This window comes from Paraburkholderia fungorum, assembly GCF_900099835.1.
Taxonomy (GTDB): Bacteria; Pseudomonadota; Gammaproteobacteria; order Burkholderiales; family Burkholderiaceae; genus Paraburkholderia; species Paraburkholderia fungorum_A.
Genome location: NZ_FNKP01000002.1, coordinates 376,917 through 398,326 on the forward strand (window position 1 = coordinate 376,917; position 21,410 = coordinate 398,326).

Sequence of the window (21,410 nt, forward strand, 5' to 3'; positions counted from 1 at the left end):
GCCGCATCGCCCCCCAACCGGCGACGATCTGGCGGCCGCAGTAGAAACCGGTTAGGACAACCGGTCAACAGTAGGGCGCAACGGCGGCCCGGTGGAGCGTGTGTCATGAAGATCATCCAGCAGCTTTTCAAACGTTTTGATGACGCGCGTAACACGTGCAATACGCGCGACACTCGCGTCGGCATGCGTGGCAAATCCTCCGGTGTCACCGTGAAACCGGCGCCGTTGCTGATGGCGCTCGAACCGCGCGTGGTCTACGACGCGTCGGTTGCCGCGGTCGCTCCGCATCACCATGGCGCCGAGGCGCAAACGCATGCGGGCGCCGCCGCATCGACCGATGCGACCGTGCACGCCGCGCCGAAGACGATCGCCGAACATGACGTGCAGCATGCCAAACCAGGCGGCGACGGCGCGGCCCGCAACAGCAAGCCGTCGACCTCGTCCGACGCTGCGGGCACGCAGTCGACCACCCAGACCGGCACCGACGTCGCCGTGCAGAAAACGGTTCAGACCGACGCCGCCACTGCTGCGGTGACCGATCCGAGCGCCGCAGCCGCCGCGCATGCCGTCGTGTTCATCGACCCGAGCGTCACCGACTACCAGGCGCTGATCGCGGGCTTGCCGGCCGGCACCCAGTATGTCGTGCTGAATGCCGACACGGACGGCTTCGCGCAGATCGCGCAGTATCTGCAAACGCATCAGGGCATTCAGTCGATTCATCTGATTTCTCACGGCTCCGACGGCGAGATTCAGGCCGGTGCCGCGTGGCTCAATAGCAGCAACATTGCGGAATATAGCGGCGACCTCGCGGCCATCGGCGCGGCCATGGCGCCCGGCGGCGACTTCCTGATTTATGGCTGCGACGTCGCCGAACAGGCCGACGGTCAGGCGCTCGTGCAGCAGGTCGCCGCGCTGACTCATCTGAACGTCGCGGCGTCGACCGATCTGACCGGCTCGACAGCGGTGGGCGGCGACTGGACGCTCGAGTACCAGGTGGGCGACGTGCATACGCCGGTGCTGCTGTCGGCGGCGAGCGAGCAGGCTTACGACCACGTGCTGGGCACCACGATCGAGAACTACACCGGTGTGAACGCGGTGGGCTTCTCCACGGGCGACGTCAACGGGGGCGTCTCGTCGTTTACGCTCGACGGCCTGATCTACACGTTCAAGGATGCGAGCGGCAACCCGATCAACATCAATACGATCGTTACGCAGGATTTTTACCTGCAGCAGCTCGCGGATGAAGGCGGCGCCGGCAACGCGTTGCAGATCAACCAGGACGGGATACTCGGGCTAGCCTCGGTCACCATCACCCGCGTGGGTAATACGCCGTTCAATTTCCAGAGCATCGATCTGGACATCGAATCCGATACCGGCGCGCAAGGTATCGTCACGATCGTCGCGGACAACAATACGGCTAACGCCGTGACGCTCGAGACGGACAATATCATGACGGCGGTCACGATGACGCTGTCGGCCACGAATGCGTCGTTCGCGGACGCCCACAGCATCACGATTTCCGGCGGAGATCTGCTCGCCGACTTCGGTCACCTGGTCTATGCCGACGTGGGTCCGTCGCTGACGACGACCTCCACCAACGCCACCTTCACCGCCGGCGACAACACGGCTTCGACGCCGGTCGCGGTGGATGCCGGTATTACGCTGACGGACTCGACCTCCGCCACGGCGCAGTCCGCCACGATTACGATCAGCAACTTCAAAACCGGCGACGAACTCCTGTACACGGCCATGAACGGCATCTCGGGGGCGTACAGCAACGGCGTGCTGACACTGACCGGCTCTGCGACGATCGCGCAATGGCAGAGCGCGCTCGAATCGGTCACGTTCACCAATACCCAGATCACGCCGGACGCCACCATCCGCACGATCAACTTCTCGATCACCGACGTCGCGGGCGTGACCACCACCGCCACGCGCAACATCACGGTAGTCGATACCGATCAGACGCCGATCGTCAGCACCACTGGCGGCTCGACCAGCTATGTGGCGGGCGCAGCCTCCGTCACGATCGACAGCGGCTTGAGCATCTCCGACAGCGACTCGACCCATCAGGCCATCGCCACGGTGACGATCGGCAACGCCAGCACCAGCGACATACTGAATTTCACCGCCAACGCGACCCTGTACGGCAACATCAGCGGGACATACCTCAGCAGTACCCATACGCTGACGCTGACCGGCTCGGCCACCGACGCGCAATGGCAGGCGGCGCTCGACTCAATCGGGTTCTCGTCCAGCGTCAGCAGCCCTGGCGGTGCGCGCACCATCAGTTTTTCGATCAACGACGGCACCAAAACCAGCGCAATTGCGACCAAAACCGTCGCCGTGATCGGAGTGCCGGTCGTGACCACGGACACTGGCTCGGCTGCGTTTGTCGCGGGCAACAATGTTGCGTCGACGCCGGTCGCGATCGATAGCGGACTGACCGTAGCGGACGGCAGCAGCGGAACGCTGGCGTCGGCGACGGTGCAGATCACCGGCAACTTTCATGCCGGCGAGGACCTGCTGCTGTTCGTCAACAACCCGGCGACGATGGCCGACATCACCGGCTCGTATAACAGCGGCACCGGCCTGCTGACATTGACCTCGGCGTCGCACGCGACGCTCGCGCAATGGCAGGCCGCGCTGCGCTCGATTACCTTCGAAGACACAGCGGTCACGCCGAACAGCGCGACCCGTACGATCTCGTTCGCCGTCAACGACGGCAGCAACAGCAGTGCGGTCGCGACCCGCACGGTGAGCGTGACGGATACCGATCAGACGCCGATCCTGACCACCTCGGGCGGGTCGAGCGCTTTCGCGGCAGGCGACAACGCTTTGTCGACGCCGGTGGTGGTCGATTCCGGCATCACCGTCTCGGATCTGGACAACACGACGCTGGCTTCGGCGACGGTATCGATCACCGGCAACTTCCATGCTGGTGAAGACGTGCTGTCGTTCATAAACGTTAGCGCCTCGACATTCGGCAACATTAATGCGGCGTACAACGCGTCGACGGGCATGCTGACGCTGAGTTCGGCTGGCACGACGGCGACGCTCGCTCAATGGCAAGCCGCATTGCGTGCGGTCACTTACACGGACACGGCCGTGACGCCGAACAGCGCGACACGCACAGTGAGCTTCTCGGTCAACGACGGCACGGCAACGAGCCTGACCGTGACGCGTACAGTCACCATCGCGGATACGGATCAGACGCCGGTGCTGAGCACGTCGGGCGGCTCGGCTTCGTTCGTCGCGGGCGACAATGCGCCGGCGACGCCGGTGGCGATCGACTCCGGCGTCACGTTGTCGGATCTGGATAACACGACGCTCGCGTCGGCGACGGCGTCGATCACCGGCAATTTCCATGCGGGCGAAGACGTGTTGATGTTCGTCAACAATGGAGTGACAGAGGGCAACATCACCGGCAGCTATAACGCCACCACGGGGGTATTGACGCTGACTTCGGCTGGCGCGACGGCGACGCTCGCGCAATGGCAGGCGGCGCTGCAGGCGGTCACTTACACGGACACGGCCGTGACGCCGAACAGCGCGACACGCACGGTGAGCTTCACCGTCAACGACGGCACAAAAACGAGCGCGACCGTGACTCGCACGGTCACCGTCGCGGATACGGATCAGACGCCGGTGCTGGGCACGTCGGGTGGCTCGACCTCGTTCGTCGCGGGCGACAACACCACCTCGACGCCGGTGGCAGTCGATTCCGGCATCACGGTGTCGGATCTGGATAACACGACGCTCGCATCGGCGACGGTGTCGATCACCGGCAATTTCCATGCGGGCGAAGACGTGTTGATGTTCTTCAACAATGGAGTCACGGAAGGCAACATCACCGGCAGCTATAACGCCGTGACGGGGGTGTTGACGCTGAGTTCGGCTGGCGCGACGGCGACGCTCGCGCAATGGCAGGCGGCATTGCGTGCGGTGACTTACACGGACACGGCCATCACGCCGAACAGCGCAACGCGCACCGTCAGCTTCTCGGTCGACGACGGCATCAAGGATAGCGCCGCCGGTACGAAAACCGTCACGGTAACCACCACCGACCAGACGCCGATCGTCAGCGCATCGACCAGCGGCGCGAACTATATTTCGGGCGCATCGGCGCAGAACATCGACAGCGGTCTCACGCTGAGCGATGCCGACAATACGACCCTGACCACGGCGACCATCCAGTTCACGTCCGGCTTCCATAACGGCGATCTGCTGGCCTTGAACTACGTCGCGGCGACGATGGGCTCGGGTTTCTCGGTTTCGTTCAACGGCGCGACGGGCACGCTGATTGTCAGCGGTGGGCCGAGGACGGTGGCGCAGATGCAGGCGATTCTCGACGGCGTGCAGTTCTCGACCTCGGCCGGCGCGGCCCTCGGCACGCGCACGCTGTCGGTCACGGTGTCGGACGGCACCAGCACCAGCGCAGCGGTTTCGTACGACATCGACGTGGTCAGTTCGGCGCCGATCGTCTCCGTGTCGGGCAGCAGCGCGGCGTTCGTCGCCGGGGACAACACGGTTTCCACGCCCGTTGCGGTGGATAGCGGCCTCACCGTCAGCGATCCTTTGACGGCGATGCTCGCGTCGGCGACGGTGTCGATCACCGGCAACTTTCATGCTGGCGAAGACGTGCTGATGTTCGTCAACGACGGATTGACAGACGGCAACATCACCAGCAGCTATGACGCGGCGACGGGGGTATTGACGCTGACTTCGTCGGGTGGGACGGCGACGCTCGCGCAGTGGCAGGCGGCGCTGCGTTCGGTGACCTACACGGACACGGCCATCACGCCCGACACTGCGACCCGCACGATAAGCTTCACTGCCGACGACGGTACGCAATCGAGCGCGACGGTGACGAGTACGGTCACCATCGCGGACACGGATCAGACGCCGATACTGACCACATCGGGCGGCGACACGTCGTTCGTCGCGGGCGACAACAGCGCGTCCACGCCGGTTGCGATCGATACGGGCATCACCGTGTCGGATCTCGACAACACGACAATGGCTTCGGCGACGGTGGCGATCACCGGCGGCTTCCACGCGGGCGAGGATGTGCTGTCGTTCACGAACTATAACGCAGCGAATTTCGGCAACATCGTCGCGTCGTACGATGCAGCGACCGGCGTGATGACGCTCACGTCGACGGGCGCCACGGCAACGCTTGCGCAATGGCAAAACGCATTGGGTTCGGTGACGTACACCGACACGGCCGTCACACCTGATACCACGCAACGCACGATCAGCTTCACGATCAACGATGGCGTCAAATCCAGCGCAGTCAGCACACAGGCGCTCGATGTGACCGCCACTGACCAGACTCCGATCGTCTCGACCACGACCGGCGACGCGAGCTTTGCATCGGGCGACAACACTGCCAGCACACCGGTTGCCATCGATACGGCCATCACGGTATCCGACCTCGACAACACGACCTTGGCCTCGGCGACGGTGGCGATCACCGGCGGCTTCCACGCGGGCGAGGATGTGCTGTCGTTCACCAACGACAACTCGACGAGCTTCGGCAACATCACCTCGTCGTACGACGCGACAACCGGTGTGATGACGCTGACCTCAGCGGGCGACACGGCCACGCTCGCGCAATGGCAAGCCGCCTTGCGCTCGATCACCTACACCGACACAGCCGTCACGCCCGACACGACGCAACGCACGATCAGCTTCACGATCGACGACGGCGTCAAGTCGAGCGCGATCAGCACGAAAGCGCTCGACATGACGGCGACCGATCAGACGCCGATTATCACTACCACGACCGGCGATGCGAGCTTTGCGTCGGGCGATAACACCGCCAGCACGCCGGTGGCGATCGACACGGGTATCACCGTATCGGACCTCGACAACACGACGCTGGCTTCGGCGACGGTGGCGATCACGAGCGGCTTCCACGCGGGCGAAGATCAACTCGCGTTCACCAACAACAACGCGACCAGCTTCGGCAACATCACCTCGTCGTACGACGCGACAACCGGCGTCATGACGCTGACCTCCGCAGGCGACACAGCAACAATCGCACAATGGCAAGCCGCACTGCGCTCGGTCACCTACACCGACACAGCGGTCACACCCGATACCACGCAACGCACGATCAGCTTCACGGTCAACGACGGCGTCAAATCGAGCGCGGTCAGCACGAAAGCGATCGACCTCAGCGCGACCACGCAAACGCCGACGATCGTCGGCGGCACCGGCGACACGCCGACCTTCGTGGCGAGCGGCGCGGGTGCTATACCGGTCGCGATCGACGGCGGCATCTCGATCAGCGATGCCGATGCGAGCGCGCATCCGTCGTCGGCGCTCGTGTCGGTGAGCGGCAATTTCCAGCCGGGCCACGACGTGCTCGCGTTCACCAGCAGCGCGGCGACCGGCAACATCAGCGGCAGCTACGACGCCACCACGGGCGTGCTGACGCTGACCTCGGCGGGCAACACGGCGACCCTCGCGCAATGGCAGGCCGCGCTCGCAGCAGTGACCTACGCGGACACCGCCGCCGAGGTCACCAGCAGCAGCCGGACGATCAGCTTCGCGGTCGCCGTCGACGGCAAAGAGAGCGGTGTGGTCACGCGTACGGTGAACGTCGCCGCCGCGCCGACAACGGTGCGTCCGCCGAATCCGGCCACGCCGACCACGTTGCCGCCGCGTTCGCCGTTTATCGGCAACGGCAGCGACAACGGCAACGGCAGCGCCACGCCGGTAAACGCGCCGTCGCCGTTCGCGAATGCGCCCGATTCGATCGTCGCGTTCCCGATGAATCTCGGCGACTCGATCTCGAATCCGCTGATCGTGCTCGACATCTTCGTCGAGACGCCGGACATCGGCTCGATCCCGGCGATCCACACGTCGACCTTCACCGCCGACAACTTCGGCGACCTCGGCGCGAGCAGCGGCGCAGGGGGCGGCGCGCATCGCTATGGCTCGCTGTCGCAAACCTCGGTGGAGAGTTTGCAGGCCGTTTCTGCGCCGCAGGCCGCGCCGCTCGCGCTCGATCTGCCGAACCTCGCGCTGCACCTCGACATCGCGCCGAACCAGCCGTTCTCGGTGTCGCTGCCGGTCATGCTCGGCGGAGCTGAAGGCTTGCCGGTCGGCACGGACGCGCATGTCGAACTGCGTCTCGCGGACGGCCGGCCGCTGCCTGGCTGGCTGCACTACGACCCGGTGCGCGGCACGTTGAGCGGCAAGGTCCCGGCCAATCAGGGCACGCTGGCCATCGCGATCATCGCGAGCGATGCGGCGGGTCATCAGACGCGCCGTGAAGTCGCCATCAATTTCGGCACGACGCGCGATTCCACGTCGCACGGTGCGGTTCATGGCGCCACGCGCGCGCCGGTGAAGGCCACGCCCGCCACCCACGCGCCGCATGCCGCCGTCACGCCCGCGAAGCCTTCGCTTGCCGAGCAGTTCGCCCGCGCGCACGCGTCGCTGCATGTCACGCGTCCTCCGGTTGCTCACGCGGCCACGCTGCCTTCCGCCGCAGAGACGGCCGGCCGGGGCGTCGCATGAACTCACGATTTTTTCCCGCTCCCATAACCTTGAAGAAGAGAGCCTCCGAAGTGAACATCTCGATCGCTGCGGTGCGTACACCGCGTCCTGCGCTGCTGGCCCTGTCGCTTGCCGTGATCTGGTTGTCGGGCTGCGCCGTCAAGCCGGTCCCTTTCACCGACGCCGAACGCACGCAGACGGCGCAAACCGATCGCACATCGATGTTCGCGCAGCAGCAGGCGGTGTCGGGTCCGATCACGCTCGACGAAGCGATGGCGCGCGCGATTCGCTACAACCTCGACCACCGGCTGAAGATGATGGAAGAGGCGCTGGCGCAGAAGCAACTCGATCTGTCGAATTTCGACCTGCTGCCGAAGCTCACCGCGCAGGCCGGTTATACGACGCGCAATCATCCGCTCGCGTCGTCGTCGACCAACGTGTTCACCAACGAGCAATCGCTCGCGCCGTCGTATTCGACGGACAAGAACGAGCGCACCGCCGATCTCTCGTTCTCGTGGAATCTGCTCGACTTCGGCGTCAGCTACTACGAGGCGAAAGAGCAGGCGGACCATGTGCTGGTGCTCGAACAGCGCCGCCGCAAGGTCGTGCAACTGATGATGCAGCAAGTGCGCGAAGCGTACTGGCAAGCTACCGGCGCGCAGCGTCTGCATGACCGGATCGGGCCGTTGCTCGACCAGGCGCGCCAGGCGCTGAACGATTCGCGTCAGGCGCAAAGGGAGAACCTGCGTGCGCCGATGGAGACGTTGAACTATCAGCACGCGCTGCTCGATCTGATGCGCCAGCTCGAAGAAATCCGCGATCAGCTCGATGAAGCCAAACCGCGTCTCGCGGCGCTGATGAACCTGGAGCCGGGCAAGGATTACACGCTCGCGCCGCCGCAGGACTTCGCCGCGCCGAGCTTCGACATGCCGATGGAGAAGATGGAAGAAACCGCGTTGGAGCGCCGCCCGGAACTGGTCGAAGCGAGCTACAACGAGCGGATCAGCGTCAACGAGACGCATAAGGCAATGGCGAAGATGCTGCCGGGGATCGAGTTCAGCCTCGGCACGCATTACGACAGCAACAGCTTCCTGGTCTACAACGCGTGGCGCGCGGCCGGTATCAGCGTGAGCTGGAATCTGCTGAATCTGCTGAACGTGAAGAACATTCGCGGCATGGCGAGCGCGCAGCTCGAAGTGGCGAAGACGCAGCGGCTCGCGCTGAGCATGGCGGTGCTGACGCAGGTTCACGTCGCGCGGACGGAACTGGGCGCGAAGCAGCGCCAGTTCGATCTGCTCAAGCAGATGAACGACGTGGATCAGCAGATTCTCGAACATACGCACAACGCGACGCAGGCAAACGCGCAGGGCAAGCTCGACGAAATCCGCGCGGCAACCGGCGCGATGATGTCCGAGTTGCGCCTGTACCAGAGCTACGGCGAGCTTGAAAACGCGTACGGCCAGTTGCTTGCCACGCTCGGTCTGGACCCGGTGCCCGACACGGTGCAGGGACACGACCTCGCGTCGCTGCAAAAGTCGATCGACGAAGAACAGCAGCGCTGGGACGCGTTGGGCCGTCCCAACAGCACGCCTGCCGCCGCCGACGCGGCCGGTGCGGTCGCAGTCACCGCCGCAACGGCCACCACTGCCACGGCCACCACGAACTCAGCAACCGGAGTGAAGACGCAATGAAGTTGTCGCAGTTCGCAGATCAGGTCGTCAGGCAGTTGGCAGGCGTAGTTGGAATGGCAGCGATGTTGTTCTCCATGCAGACGGCGCTCGCCGTGCCGCCTGCTGCTCCTCCCACCGCACCGGCTGCCTCCCCCGCGCCGGGCATGATGCCGGTCGCAGCCGCCACGCAGCCGGATCTTTCCGGCGACGCGGGCCGTATCCGCATTCAACTCGTGTCGCGCGATCAGGTCGATCTGTCGAGCGAAATCGCCGCGAAAATCGCCACGCTGCCGTTCCGCGACGGCGATTCGTTTCGCGCGGGTCAAACGCTCGTGTCGCTCGATTGCTCGCTGTACGCGGCGCAGTTGCACAAGTCGCAAGCCGAAGCGGGCGCGGCCAGCGATCTGCTGCAGGTCGACCAGCGCCTCGCGCAACTGCATTCGGTCGGCGAACTCGAAGTGCAGCAGGCGGCCGCGAAACTCAAGGCAAGCAACGCCGAAGTCGCCTACATGCAGGCGACCGTACACAAATGCGTGATCGCCGCGCCGTTCGACGGCCGCGTGTCGAAGCGCTCGGCCGCGCCGCAGCAATTTGCGGAAGCGGGCAAGCCGCTGCTGACGATCGTCGACACGAGCCATCTCGAACTGAAGATGATCGTGCCGTCGAAGTGGCTAGTCTGGCTGAAGCCCGGTCACGCGCTGAGCGTGCAGGTGGACGAAGTGGGCAGGACCTATCCGGCGAAAGTGGCGCGCATCGGCGCGCGTGTCGATCCGGTCACGCAGACCGTCGACGTGACGGCGGCCCTCACCGGCAGCGTGCCGGAACTGCTGCCCGGCATGAGCGGCTGGGCCACTTTCGCGACGCGGTAAGCGCCATGACGCCCACTTCCGATATCCCGGCCGCCGAAAAAGCCGCCGCGCAAAGCAACGTGCGCATCGACGCGCAGCAACTCGCGTTGCTGTGGCAGCTCGCGTCGCGTGCCCGCAGCGCGGCTAGCGAGGCGATCCTCGGCTTTACGGTGGTCAACGAGACGCTCTCGCTGATTCCGTACCGGCAGGCGGCCTGGTGGCGCGGCACCGCGCCCGGCACGGTGGCGGCGGTGTCCGGGCTGCCGCAAAGCGATCCGAACGCGCCTTACGTGCAGTGGCTCGGCGGACTGTGCCGCGCGTTGTCGCGCGGCACCGCAGCGGGCATCGACGTGCCGCCGGTCTCGCAGCCGCATGCGTTCACGGCGGCGGATCTGCGTGAGGACGCGCCGCACATCGCCGACGAATGGGACGCATGGTGGCCCGCGCACGGTTTGTGGTTGCCGCTGACCGATCGCCACGGCCATCCGCTCGGCGGCCTCGTGTTCGCGCGCGATGCCGCGTGGACGCCCACCGACTACGCGTTGCTCGCGGAACTCGCGCAGGTCTGGGCGCATGCGTTCGAGGCGTTCGGTCCGCGCCCGTCGTGGCTCGAACGGGCGCGGGCGGTGCTGCGCCCCGGCAAGCTGCAGCGCCGCCTGCTGATCGGGCTGGCCGTGCTGTGCGTGATTCCCATGCGCCTGACTGTGCTCGCGCCCGCCGAAGTCACGCCGAAAGATCCGTTCGTGGTGCGCGCACCGCTCGATGGCGTGATCGACCGTTTGTACGTGCAGCCGAATCAGCCTGTAAAAAGCGGCACGCCGCTGCTCGGTCTGGACGCGACCACGCTGCAATCGCGCTACGCGGTCGCGCGTAAAGACTTCGATACCGCGCAGGAAGAGTATCGGCAGACGGCGCAGCTGGCCGTCACCGACGACCACACCCGCCTCGACATGGCCGAGCGCAAAGGCAAGCTCGATCAGAGCGCCGTGCAGCTCGACTACACCGCCGCGCAACTCGCGCGCGTGAGCGTCAGCGCGACGCGCGCGGGCGTCGCCGTATTCGCCGATCCGAACGAGTTGACCGGCAAGTCGGTCGCGGTCGGCGAACGGATGCTGCTGCTGGCCGACCCCGCGCATGTCGAACTGACCGCGTATGTGCCGGTCGCCGATAACGTCGACGTGAAGCCCGGCCAGATCATCACGCTGTATCCGAAAAGCTCGCCGCTCGCGACTTACGACGCGCGGATCGATTCGGTCGCCTATCGCGCCGAGCCGACGCCCGACGGCGTGCTCGCCTATCGCGTGCGGGCCACTTTCAGCGATGCGCAGGCGAACGCGCGGCCGCCGCTCGGCGCGATGGGCACCGCGCGGATTCACGGCAACTGGGTGCCGCTGTGCTACTACGTGCTGCGCCGTCCATTGACGCTTGCGCGGCAGTGGCTGGGCTGGTAATCCGCGGACGTATTTCATGGCCCGACTTCCCCAACTCCGTCAGGAACTGACGCTGACCGTCGGCGCGCCGTCCACCGAAGGCGCGCCGACGTGGATGCTGCACGACCCCGCCGCGAACCGTTTCTTCCAGCTCGGCTGGCCCGCGTTCGAACTGCTGTCGCGCTGGGCGCTCGACGACGCCGCAGCGATCGTCGAGAGCGTGAATCGAGACACCACGCTGACCGTCTCGCTCGACGATATCGAAGCGCTGCTGCGCATGCTGCGTCAGCAGAATCTGCTGGTCTCGCAAAGCGCGGCCGACACCGCGCATCTGAACGCGCATGCCGAGGCTGGGCGTCTGGGTCAGGCGATGTGGCTCCTCAAGCACTATCTGATGATCCGCATTCCGCTGTGGCATCCGATGGCTTTTCTGCGGCGCGCGGCGCGCTTTGCGTCGTTCGCATACCGGCCCGCATTCTGGGGGGTGGTCGCCAGTTGCGCGGTGGCGGGCCTGTTTCTCGTGTCGCGCCGCTGGGACGAATTCCTGCACACGTTCCACGGCTACGCGGACTGGCAGGGCGTTGTCGCGGTGGGCATCGCGCTCGGTTGCGCGAAGGTGCTGCACGAATTCGGACACGCGTTCACCGCGCAGCGCTACGGCTGCCGCGTGCCAACCATGGGCGTCGCGTTTCTCGTGATGCTGCCGGTGCTCTACACCGACACCACCGAAGCGTGGAAAGTCCCCGGCCGCGCGCAGCGTTTGCGGATCGGCGCGGCGGGCATGCTGAGCGAGATCGCGCTGGCCGCGTTCGCGACGCTCGCATGGAGCCTGCTACCCGACGGTCCGCTGAAGGCCGGCGCGTTCCTGCTCGCGACCACCAGCTGGGTCGGCACGCTCGCGATCAACGCCAGTCCGTTCATGCGCTTCGACGGCTACTTTCTGCTGTCCGACTGGCTCGACATGCCGAACCTGCACGACCGCGCGTTCGCACTCGGACTATGGTGGCTGCGCGAATGGCTGTTCGGCTTCGGCGATCCTCAACCCGAACCGTTCGCGCCGACGCGGCGGCGCTTTCTGATCGGCTTTTCGTTTGCGACGTGGCTGTACCGGCTGGTGGTGTTTTTCTCGATCGCGCTGGTCGTGTATCACGCATTTTTCAAGGTATTGGGGATCGCGTTGTTCTTCGTCGAATTCGGCTGGTTTATCGCGCGGCCGGTGGTGCGCGAGGCATCGGAATGCTGGAAGCGCCGGGTCGAACTGCATTGGCGCAAGCAGACCCGGCGCACCGCCTGGCTCGCCGCGCTGCTGATCGGCATCGTCGTGCTGCCGTGGCATGCGGGCGTTCGCGCGCCTGCGGTGCTGGGACCGCAACAGGCGCAGGGGCTTTACGCGGTATCGGCGGGATACCTCGCGTCGGCGCCTGCGCCCGCTCGCGACGGCCAGCAGGTTCACGCGGGCGACGTGCTCGCCGTGATGGTGTCGCCCGATCTGGCATCCCGGCTAAAAGGCGCGCAGGCCGACGAGGCGATGTTGCGCTGGCAGGTCGAACAGCAATCGTTCGACGACCGGCTGAAGGAGCAGGGCGTGGCGTTGACGAAGCGCTGGGACGCGGCCCGTCAGACCGTCGCCGGTTTGCAGGCCGAAATCGCGCAACTGACGATCCGCGCGCCGTTCGCGGGCACGTTGCAGGTTCCCGGCGACGCGCTCGCGCCAGGCACCTGGCTGCCGCGCGGCGAGCATCTGTTCGACGTAGTGGGGCCGGTGGGCGTGAAGGGCGATGCATACGTCGACGAAAACGACGTGACGCGCATCGCGACCGGCGATCGCGCGGTGTTTATCGCGTCGCTCACCGAACTGCGGCCGATCACCTGCAAGGTGCAGGCGGTCGACAAGGTCAACGTGAGCACGCTCGACGAACCGTCGGTGGCAAGCGTGTATGGCGGACCCATTCCCGCCGAGCAGGACCCGCGGACGCATCAGATCGTGCCATTGCAGGCGACGTGGCAGGTGCGGATCGGCGACTGCGAAAACGGCCGCACGCTGGACCGAGAACTCGAAGGAACGGTCACGTTGGGCGCAGGCAGGGAAAGTTACGCGGGACGCGCGATTCGCGCGCTGATCGCAGTCGTGCAGCGGGAGGCGGGTTTCTAGAACCCGGCGTCGGGCGGGGCAGTGCCTCGCCGCCGGGTCTGTTTCCAGCTATACCTGTAGCGTGTTTTTATAAATCTTGCCGTCTTTCATGATGACGCGCAGGTTCTGATCCGGGTTCGCAATCAGTTCGAGATTGTCAAGCGGATTGCCGTTGACCAGCAACACATCCGCGTAAGCGCCTTCTTCGAGCACCCCCAGTTTTCGCGGATACGGATTACGCAAACCGGACAGCGCGAGCAATTGTGCATTCGCGCTGGTGGCCATCCGTAACGCTTCGCCGGTGCTGTACCAGCGCGTGAGATGGTTCAGCATGACGCCCTGGCGCGTGGCCAGCGCGGCGGAGAAAATCAGGTCCGTGCCGAACGCCGTCTTGATGCCGTGCTTGCGGGCGAGCCGGTACATGTTGTCGGTGCCGGCGAACACCTGCTCCATTCTGGCGCGGCCCGGTCCGGTGATCGGCGCGACATCTTCTTCGCTGACAAACGGCTGGGTGCTCAGCCACGTGCCGTTTTTCGCCATCATCTCGGCGGTTTTGTCGTCCATCAGATGAGCGTGCTCGATGCACTGCACGCCCGCCGCCAGCGAACGCTGAATCGCCTCGGGCGTGTACGCGTGCACGAGCACGTAGGTGCCCCAGTCGCGGGCGGTCTCGACCCCGGCGCGCAACTGTTGTTCGGTGAACGTCAGCATGTCCAGCGGACTGCGCGGCGTGGAGACGCCGCCGCTTCCCACCATCTTGATCTGCGATGCGCGCTGCACGAACTGCTCGCGCACGCGCATCCGTACCTCGTCTTCCGAATCGGCGATGGCGGTCGCGCCCTCCCTTTCCGTGACGCTGATCTGGCCGCCCGAGCGGGGGAATTCCGACAGCGCGCGAAAGTCGCCGTGACCGCCGGTGGTGGTGATCATCGCGCCGGACGGATAGATGCGCGGCCCCGAAATCAGGCCGGCGTCGATCGCCTGTTGCAGCGCGAAAACCGGGCCGCCCGCGTCGCGCACGGTGGTGAAGCCGCGCAGCAGCGTGCGTTCGGCCTCGGCGCTCGCCGCGAGGTGAACAAAGGCCATGTCGGCCTGGAGAATCGTGGCGATGGGCAGCGCGGCGAGCAGCGAATGCCAGTGCATGTCGATCAGGCCGGGCATCATCACCATGCCGCGGCAGTCGATCACCGTGCTGTTGTCGGTCGACGGCGGTTGCCCCTGCCTCAGTTGGCCGATGCTGTCGCCGTCGATCACCATGTACAGACCGTCGCGCAACGCGGCGGATTTGCCGTCGAACAGCCGGAAGTTGGTGAAGATCACCGGTTTGGCCGGCGCGGCCGGCGGCGTGACGCTTTGAGCTTCGCTGAGACCGGGTATCACGAGACTCAGCATCGACGCCGCCATCCCGGCGACGAAACCCCGCCGCGACAGATCGGCGCTGATGCGGCGGTTCGCGTACTGAGCCTTCGCCTTGTCACAAAAACAGGAGTACGACGGACCGATCGTTCTGTTGCCACTGGACTTTCTTGAAGGCATAGATCACCCGCGAGCTTAGATCACCGTTGCCGAAGCCGCCGGGTAAAGAGAATGACCGGTGGCGAAGAATAGTGAAGCGCTTGCAGATTATCTTTTATGAATCGGGATGGCAAATAGGGGATTAATCCACTATTTTTAGTCAGGGGCGATCGACTGGAAGAAAATTGAAAGGACGATACCCCCGCTGTACCGCTTTAACGCAATCAGATAATGCCAGTGGCGATGGCTTTGACCACCGCCTGGACCTTGTTGGTCGCGGCCAGCTTTGCCAATACGTTATTCACGTGAAAATTAACGGTGCGCTCGGAGATGTTGAGGATCTTGCCGACCTCGTACGATGTTTTGCCTTCGCCGGTCCAGCGTAGAACCTCGCGCTCGCGGGCCGTCAGTCTGGCGCCCGATTCCGGTGCGAGTTTGTTCTGAAGGAACTGGCCCATGCGCATATGACAAAGTTGCGACAGCCAGTTGGCCGAAAATTGCAGATGCGTAAGTTCGGTATTCGTCAGCGCGTCGGCGTGACGCGACATGCTCAGAAGTCCGAACGCGCCGCGCGCGGTCCAGCTCGAATGAGCCACGCCGAACTTGATGCCGTAATCGTTTGCGTCGGACCAGAGTCGCGGCGCGTCGTCGTGAGCGGGGCCGGGCCAGATGATCAGATTGGCGCTGTGCTCACCGGCTCGTACGATCGGATCGATGTTGAGAAAATCGTTTGCGCGGTAATGCGCCATCCATCCCGGCGGATACGTATCGAAGATTCTGACGACCGGATTGGACACCGGCAAAGGCATCCGAATCCCGTAACAGCAGTATTCGAAACCGAGATCTTTGGCGAAAGAAGCGGTCTTCGCGAAAAGATCGTTTTCGTCGCTGGCAGCGGCAAATGTCTGGTAAGCATCCTGAAATCGTGATTCCATTCCATCCCCCGAACTCACCGTTTTTTATGGAAGTTATTTAGCGAAGCAAACTATTGATACTCAAAAAAAGGCACTCGCGTGATGATACCTACCTCGATATCGCCGTTGTACTTCTATTCGTTCGACGGCTACGTTCGCGTTCCCGGCTTCATGCTGTCCCGGCTGACGCTGACCCATCTCTCATCGGGCCTCGATCAGGCCGTACTCACCAGTCTGCGCGCCGAAGCAATTGAAACGCTGGGCGCGGGCTATACGGAATGGCAAGGCGTCATCGATATGTCACGCGATACGCCGGGCCCAACGATAACGTTGAGCTGGGACTGGTATATCGATGAAAAGTCGCTTGCATTCCAGATCGCCTGGGGTGACGTAAGAAGCAATCTCATGGCCGTGGATTGCCGGGGTGCCGATCTTGGAATGGTGAGCACGGTGCAGGCGCTCAGACACAGACTGACTGCTCTTGACTGGCCGCACACCGTAGCGGCCACTGTTCCTTTGAAGCGCGGGAATCAGCGGCTCGACTTCTCTGCCGTTCACCGGCACTAACCGTCGCAGTGCGAGCGAATGTACTCCGAAAGCCTGCTCTATTTATATGCAAATGTTCGTCGCTTTGCAATCGCAATTGGTGAGCCCGAGCGGTTCTCCCGACGAGTGGGATGGCATTCGGCAACCTGTCAACTCTGACAGTTACCGGGCGGCTATTGCCGCGCTGTAATGCGCTCGATAAAAACTGACGGGGGGGCGGAATGCAGACTTTCGTTCACGACGAGGGACGATTACCCGAGAGCGTGGGTAACGCGTTGGCGCAGTATCGTCATCAGATATTCGTCGAGCAGTTAGGCTGGAGTCTGCCTTTGGCAAACGACGGTTTCGAGCGGGATCAGTACGACCGTGACGATACCGTGTATGTCGTGGCGCGCGACGGGAGCGGTTCGATCTGCGGATGTGCGCGCCTGTTGCCGACTACGCTGCCTTATCTGCTCAAGGACATATTCCCGTTTCTGATCGCCGAATGTGCTTCGGCTCCGCAATCGCCCGATGTCTGGGAGCTTTCACGATTCGCGGTGAGTCAACGCGTGGCGGAAGATTCCGGCGAGAGCGGCAATGCGTGGGACTTCCGGCCCATGCTCGCTTCGGTTGTGCGATGCGCCGCGCAGTTGGGCGCGCGGCAATTGATCGGCGTGACGTATCTCAGCATGGAACGGTTGTTCCGGCGGATTGGCGTACACGCGCATCGTGCCGGACCGGCGCAGTCTATCGACGGAAAAATGGTCGTGGCGTGCTGGATCGATATCGACAGCCAGACATTGTCGGCGCTCGGTATCGATTTGCCGATGGCTCACGCTTTGAGTTGATGGCCTGCCGGACCCGGCAGACCGGTTGCGATGCGTGCGACTGATACGAAGCATTGCAACCGCGTCAGCCGGTGATCGTAATGGTCGGGTCCCACCAGAAGTAGCCGTACAGTTCCTGGTTCTGTCCGTTGGCGGCCAGCGTGTAAAGCCCGAATGCGAGGCCGAGTCCCTCGCGGCCGTTCGTGCGGATTTTCGAATCGAAGACGGCGAAGTTGGTCGGTTTTTTCACTGGCGGCAAACCGTTCCTGTTGGGCGAATCGGCGTTGGGTTGAACCGCGCCGGTGCGCACGACCATATCGGCGTAGAACGGAGTGAATACCTGCTGGCCGCAAAAGTGCTTCAGGTCGTACACGATCACGGCGTCGTCGGAATTGTTGTAGATCGACACCCCGGTGAAAGTGATGTTGTCGCCGGGGTTGGCCTTGAATTCCAGATCTCCTGAGCCCTGGCCGGACACGATGCCGCGCGAGCCCGTGCACAACATGTATTGACGCGCGTGATCGATTGCGGTCGGGTTATTGTGGTCCTTGCTCGGGTTGGGATACGTGCTTTTCAGATACTCGGTGTCGATCACGACAAGTACATTGATCTCATGCACTCTCGGGCCGAGAACATTATCGGTCATGCTGAAACTCCCATTTATTGATCGCCGTGCGATTGATCCATGACAGCCGGTTCATGAATTACCGGCAATGTCGCCCCATTCATCACGTCGCGCACCTCGCAGAGTAAACAGGCACGCCTAGATGACGGTGACGACGAAATGACACCGGTAATAGCCGAAAATCATCTGCTTTCCGCCATCGTCTTCGAGCCTGTACAGCGCGAAAGAAAACGCTAGCGACTCCACGCCGCGCTCCTGTGCCGTCGATGAAAACCTCGAGAAATTCGCCCGTCTTCTGAGCGGCGGCAGTCCGTGGCATTGAGGCGAGTCCGGGTCGGGTTCGACCGCGTGCTTCAGGACATTGAGCACCGGTTGCGCGGGAGCGAAAACGTGACCGTCGACCGGCGGCAGCAAGCTGTAGAGCAGCACCGCATGGTGCGCATTGCCGCAACTCGATACGCCCGAAACCGAAACCACATCTCCCACATGCGCGAGGAATTTGAGCTGGCTGGTTCCCTGCCCATAGACCTTGCTCTGCGCATCCGTGCATATCGCGACCGGACGGTCGTAGCGCAATGCAATCGGCGAGCACGGGTCGCAATTCGGCCCATATGTATCGATGATCTGATCTGTATCGACAACGATGAGCACATTGATATGACGCGAAGCCGGTCGGATCGAATCGACAGGTTCCATAATTCCTCGGTGGATTTTTTATTGGCCCGGCAGCCGCAATAGATGCAGAACGGGTAGCCGGATTTTGCGGGTGAGACGGCTTTTTGCGTACCTGTCAGAGTCGTCAGGGCGGGGCCGAAAACGGGCTGGCCACCGGGTCGCCGCGACCGTTAGGTGGATAGCCAGACCGGCCCGCCGCCGCGCTTTGTATCGCAATGTATCTGGACTGTACGTAGTTACATTACGTTGCGCTGGCCTGTCTCGCCGACATACGCCAGATACGTCGCGCGACTCTAATATCTCCAGGCCGTTTAGCGAACTTCAATTTATTTTCCCGCCTGCACGGATTTGCTCTCTGGCTCGTCTCGCCGCCTTGAACGGGCGTCGATTTCTCAAGTGCACGCGGCTTCTCAGAGCTTTCGAACCTAAAGGTAATCAGCCATGTCGGATCTGGATCAAGTCAATACACGGCGGCGTCGTCTGCTGGGCACTGCGGTTGCGAGTCTCAGCCTGATGGACCTCGGCCTGAGCGGAATCGCTCATGCGCAATCGGGCGGTGCGTCGACGGGTTCGGCTGCCGCATCGTTCGCGAATCTGAAGCAGGTCAATGCGGGCACACTGAGCATGGGCTACGCGGAAGCGGGTCCGCAGAACGGGCCGGTGGTGATCCTGCTGCACGGCTGGCCGTACGACATCCATGCGTTTGCGGACGTCACGCCGCTGCTGGTGGCGGCCGGCTATCGCGTGATCGTGCCGTATCTGCGCGGCTACGGCACGACGCGTTTCCTGTCGGCGGATACGCCGCGTAACGGTCAGCAGGCGGTGGTCGCGGTCGACATCATCGCGCTGATGGACGCGCTGAAGATCGACAAGGCGGTGCTCGGCGGCTTCGACTGGGGCGCGCGCACGGTGAACATCATCGCCGCGCTGTGGCCGGAGCGTTGCAAGGCGATGGTGTCGGTGAGCGGTTATCTGATCGGCAGCCAGGAAGCGAATAAGGCGCCGTTGCCGCCGAAAGCGGAGCTGACCTGGTGGTATCAGTTCTACTTCGCCACGGAGCGCGGCTACGCCGGTTATGACGCGAACCGCCACGACTTCAACAAGCTGATCTGGCACACCGCATCGCCGAAATGGAATTTCGACGACGCAACCTACGAGCGTTCGGCCACCGCGTTCAACAACCCCGATCACGTGGCGGTGGTGATTCACAACTACCGCTGGCGCCTGGGGCTGGTGCAGGGCGAATCGAAGTACGACGAACTGGAAGCGCGTCTCGCGAAAGGGCCGACCATCGCCGTGCCGACCATCACGATGGAAGGCGACGCCAACGGCGCTGCGCACCCGGACCCGGCTGCCTACGCGAAGAAGTTCACCGGTCCGTACGCGCACCGGAATCTGACCGGCGGGATTGGCCACAATCTGCCGCAGGAAGCGCCGAAAGCATTTGCCGACGCGATTATCGATGTCGCGCGCCTGTAATGCGGCTTGTTAATCGAGCCACAAAGAGGAACGAGCAGATGCAGAAAACCCGGACCGCGCGCGCTGTGCTGAACATGGCGAAGCTTGCGCTGTTGCTGTGCGTGGCGGCGGATCACGTATCGGCGGAACCCGCGAAATCTCCGCCGTCGCCGATCTATGGCGTGACGATTCCCGACGGCTACCGGAAGTGGCAAATGATCGCCCCGGCCGAAGAAGCGGCGCCGCTCGACGAGTTGCGCGTCGTGCTCGGAAACCCCGCTGCGATCAAGGCCATCGAGAACTCGACGTTGCCGTACCCGGACGGGACCATTCTGGTCAAGCTCGCGTACAAGCGGAAGCAGTCGCCGGAATTCGAAACGGCGACGGTGCCAGGGCAGGCCACCACCGTGCAGATCATGGTGAAAGACTCGCGCCGTTATGCATCGACGGGAGGGTGGGGCTTCGGGCGCTTCGTCAACGGGCAGCCTGCGGACCTCGCGCAGCATCAAACGTGCTTTGCGTGCCATGCCGCGCGTGTGAAAGATCGCGACTACGTGTTCACGCGGTTTGCGCCGTAACGTTTTGACGGCAAGCGGATAGTCGATAAAAAACGGGCTGCAGCGATAGAGACAATCGCTGCGGCCCGTTTTAACTTTGGCGTGCCGGTGCAATGTTTTGTGTACCACGACAGAGCAGATACATTGGGACACATACGCCTCGCCATACCGCGCTATAAAGCAGTCATCGATTCATCACATACGTCGCTGCGGTTATTGGAGATCTCATGAACACCACTCTGCTGAAAGGGTCCTGCCATTGCGGCGCGGTCAGATTCGAAGTCGATACGCCGGTGGTGCCCGCCGGCCGCTGCAATTGCAGCCTGTGCCGCCGCAAGGGCGCGCTGATGACGCCGCTGTTTCCCGCGAATCAGTTGAAGATCCTGCAAGGCGAGGACGACCTGACGCTGTACCAGTTCAACACGCGCGTGGCGAAGCACTATTTCTGCAGGCACTGCGGCATTTACCCGTTTCATCAGACGCGCAAGGACCCGCTGCAGTGGCGCGTCAATATCGGTTGCCTCGAAGGGATCGATCCGTATACGCTGGATGCTTCCGTTGCCGATGGCGCCAGCCTGTCCGTTCTGGAGGACGCATGAAGCGGCTACTGGCAATCATCGCGTTCGTCGCGGGCGGGGTGGCGGCGGAAATGGCGCATCCGGTGAATTGTTCGCTGCTCAACGCGAGCCGGGTGCAGGTGAAACGTCACAAGAGATGATG

General features: G+C 63.5%; 15 protein-coding genes. 11 read left to right on the forward strand and 4 right to left on the reverse strand.

Going from position 1 to position 21,410, the window contains the following annotated elements; genetic code table 11:
* Positions 1-105 precede the first annotated feature (105 nt).
* The 5 genes from BLS41_RS17995 to BLS41_RS18015 are packed head-to-tail and all read left to right on the forward strand — an operon-like array spanning position 106 to position 13,612.
* Positions 106-7,533 (forward strand): DUF4347 domain-containing protein, encoded by a 7,428-nt coding sequence (locus BLS41_RS17995; protein WP_074767196.1) that lies wholly within the window; start codon positions 106-108, stop codon positions 7,531-7,533.
* Positions 7,530-9,203 (forward strand): TolC family protein, encoded by a 1,674-nt coding sequence (locus BLS41_RS18000; RefSeq protein ID WP_083380011.1) that lies wholly within the window; start codon positions 7,530-7,532, stop codon positions 9,201-9,203. The genes BLS41_RS17995 and BLS41_RS18000 overlap by 4 nt, the downstream gene beginning before the upstream one ends.
* Positions 9,200-10,051 (forward strand): efflux RND transporter periplasmic adaptor subunit, encoded by an 852-nt coding sequence (locus BLS41_RS18005; RefSeq protein ID WP_429252569.1) that lies wholly within the window; start codon positions 9,200-9,202, stop codon positions 10,049-10,051. Before BLS41_RS18000 ends, BLS41_RS18005 begins: the two co-directional genes overlap by 4 nt.
* Positions 10,052-10,056: 5 nt before the next feature.
* A complete protein-coding gene (locus tag BLS41_RS18010) occupies positions 10,057-11,481 on the forward strand; it encodes an efflux RND transporter periplasmic adaptor subunit (protein WP_083380012.1) in 1,425 nt (474 codons plus the stop codon).
* Between the two features lie 16 nt (positions 11,482-11,497).
* On the forward strand, positions 11,498-13,612 hold the full coding sequence (locus tag BLS41_RS18015; protein WP_074767199.1) for a site-2 protease family protein: 2,115 nt from the start codon (positions 11,498-11,500) through the stop codon (positions 13,610-13,612).
* A gap of 48 nt (positions 13,613-13,660) precedes the next feature.
* Here BLS41_RS18015 and BLS41_RS18020 read toward each other — a convergent pair whose 3' ends face one another.
* Both BLS41_RS18020 and BLS41_RS18025 read right to left on the reverse strand, forming a co-directional pair.
* Entirely contained in the window at positions 13,661-15,127 is a 1,467-nt protein-coding gene (locus tag BLS41_RS18020; protein WP_253189702.1) for a metal-dependent hydrolase family protein, read from the reverse strand.
* A gap of 203 nt (positions 15,128-15,330) precedes the next feature.
* Positions 15,331-16,041 (reverse strand): autoinducer binding domain-containing protein, encoded by a 711-nt coding sequence (locus BLS41_RS18025; protein ID WP_074767201.1) that lies wholly within the window; start codon positions 16,039-16,041, stop codon positions 15,331-15,333.
* Between the two features lie 81 nt (positions 16,042-16,122).
* On the opposite strand from BLS41_RS18025, the gene BLS41_RS18030 reads away from it, so the two are divergent.
* A complete protein-coding gene (locus BLS41_RS18030) occupies positions 16,123-16,587 on the forward strand; it encodes a DUF4902 domain-containing protein (RefSeq protein ID WP_074767203.1) in 465 nt (154 codons plus the stop codon).
* Positions 16,588-16,787: 200 nt separating this feature from the next.
* Complete coding sequence (locus BLS41_RS18035) at positions 16,788-17,396, forward strand: acyl-homoserine-lactone synthase (RefSeq protein WP_074767205.1); 609 nt, start codon at positions 16,788-16,790, stop codon at positions 17,394-17,396.
* A 64-nt stretch (positions 17,397-17,460) separates the two neighbouring features.
* On the opposite strand, the gene BLS41_RS18040 is transcribed toward BLS41_RS18035, so the two are convergent.
* Positions 17,461-18,021 carry an inclusion body family protein gene (locus BLS41_RS18040; RefSeq protein ID WP_074767208.1) on the reverse strand — a complete coding sequence of 187 codons (561 nt, stop codon included), beginning with the start codon at positions 18,019-18,021 and terminating at the stop codon, positions 17,461-17,463.
* A 117-nt stretch (positions 18,022-18,138) separates the two neighbouring features.
* Positions 18,139-18,696 carry an AidA/PixA family protein gene (locus tag BLS41_RS18045; RefSeq protein ID WP_074767211.1) on the reverse strand — a complete coding sequence of 186 codons (558 nt, stop codon included), beginning with the start codon at positions 18,694-18,696 and terminating at the stop codon, positions 18,139-18,141.
* Between the two features lie 420 nt (positions 18,697-19,116).
* On the opposite strand from BLS41_RS18045, the gene BLS41_RS18050 reads away from it, so the two are divergent.
* The 4 genes from BLS41_RS18050 to BLS41_RS39970 all read left to right on the forward strand — a co-directional run bounded on the left by BLS41_RS18050 (position 19,117) and on the right by BLS41_RS39970 (position 21,408).
* On the forward strand, positions 19,117-20,154 hold the full coding sequence (locus tag BLS41_RS18050) for an alpha/beta fold hydrolase (RefSeq protein WP_074767214.1): 1,038 nt from the start codon (positions 19,117-19,119) through the stop codon (positions 20,152-20,154).
* Between the two features lie 74 nt (positions 20,155-20,228).
* Positions 20,229-20,711: a cytochrome P460 family protein gene (locus BLS41_RS18055; protein ID WP_429252624.1), complete on the forward strand. Its 483-nt coding sequence runs from the start codon at positions 20,229-20,231 to the stop codon at positions 20,709-20,711.
* Positions 20,712-20,917: 206 nt separating this feature from the next.
* On the forward strand, positions 20,918-21,289 hold the full coding sequence (locus tag BLS41_RS18060; protein WP_074767220.1) for a GFA family protein: 372 nt from the start codon (positions 20,918-20,920) through the stop codon (positions 21,287-21,289).
* Entirely contained in the window at positions 21,286-21,408 is a 123-nt protein-coding gene (locus tag BLS41_RS39970) for a hypothetical protein (protein WP_290439524.1), read from the forward strand. The genes BLS41_RS18060 and BLS41_RS39970 overlap by 4 nt, the downstream gene beginning before the upstream one ends.
* Positions 21,409-21,410: the final 2 nt, after the last annotated feature.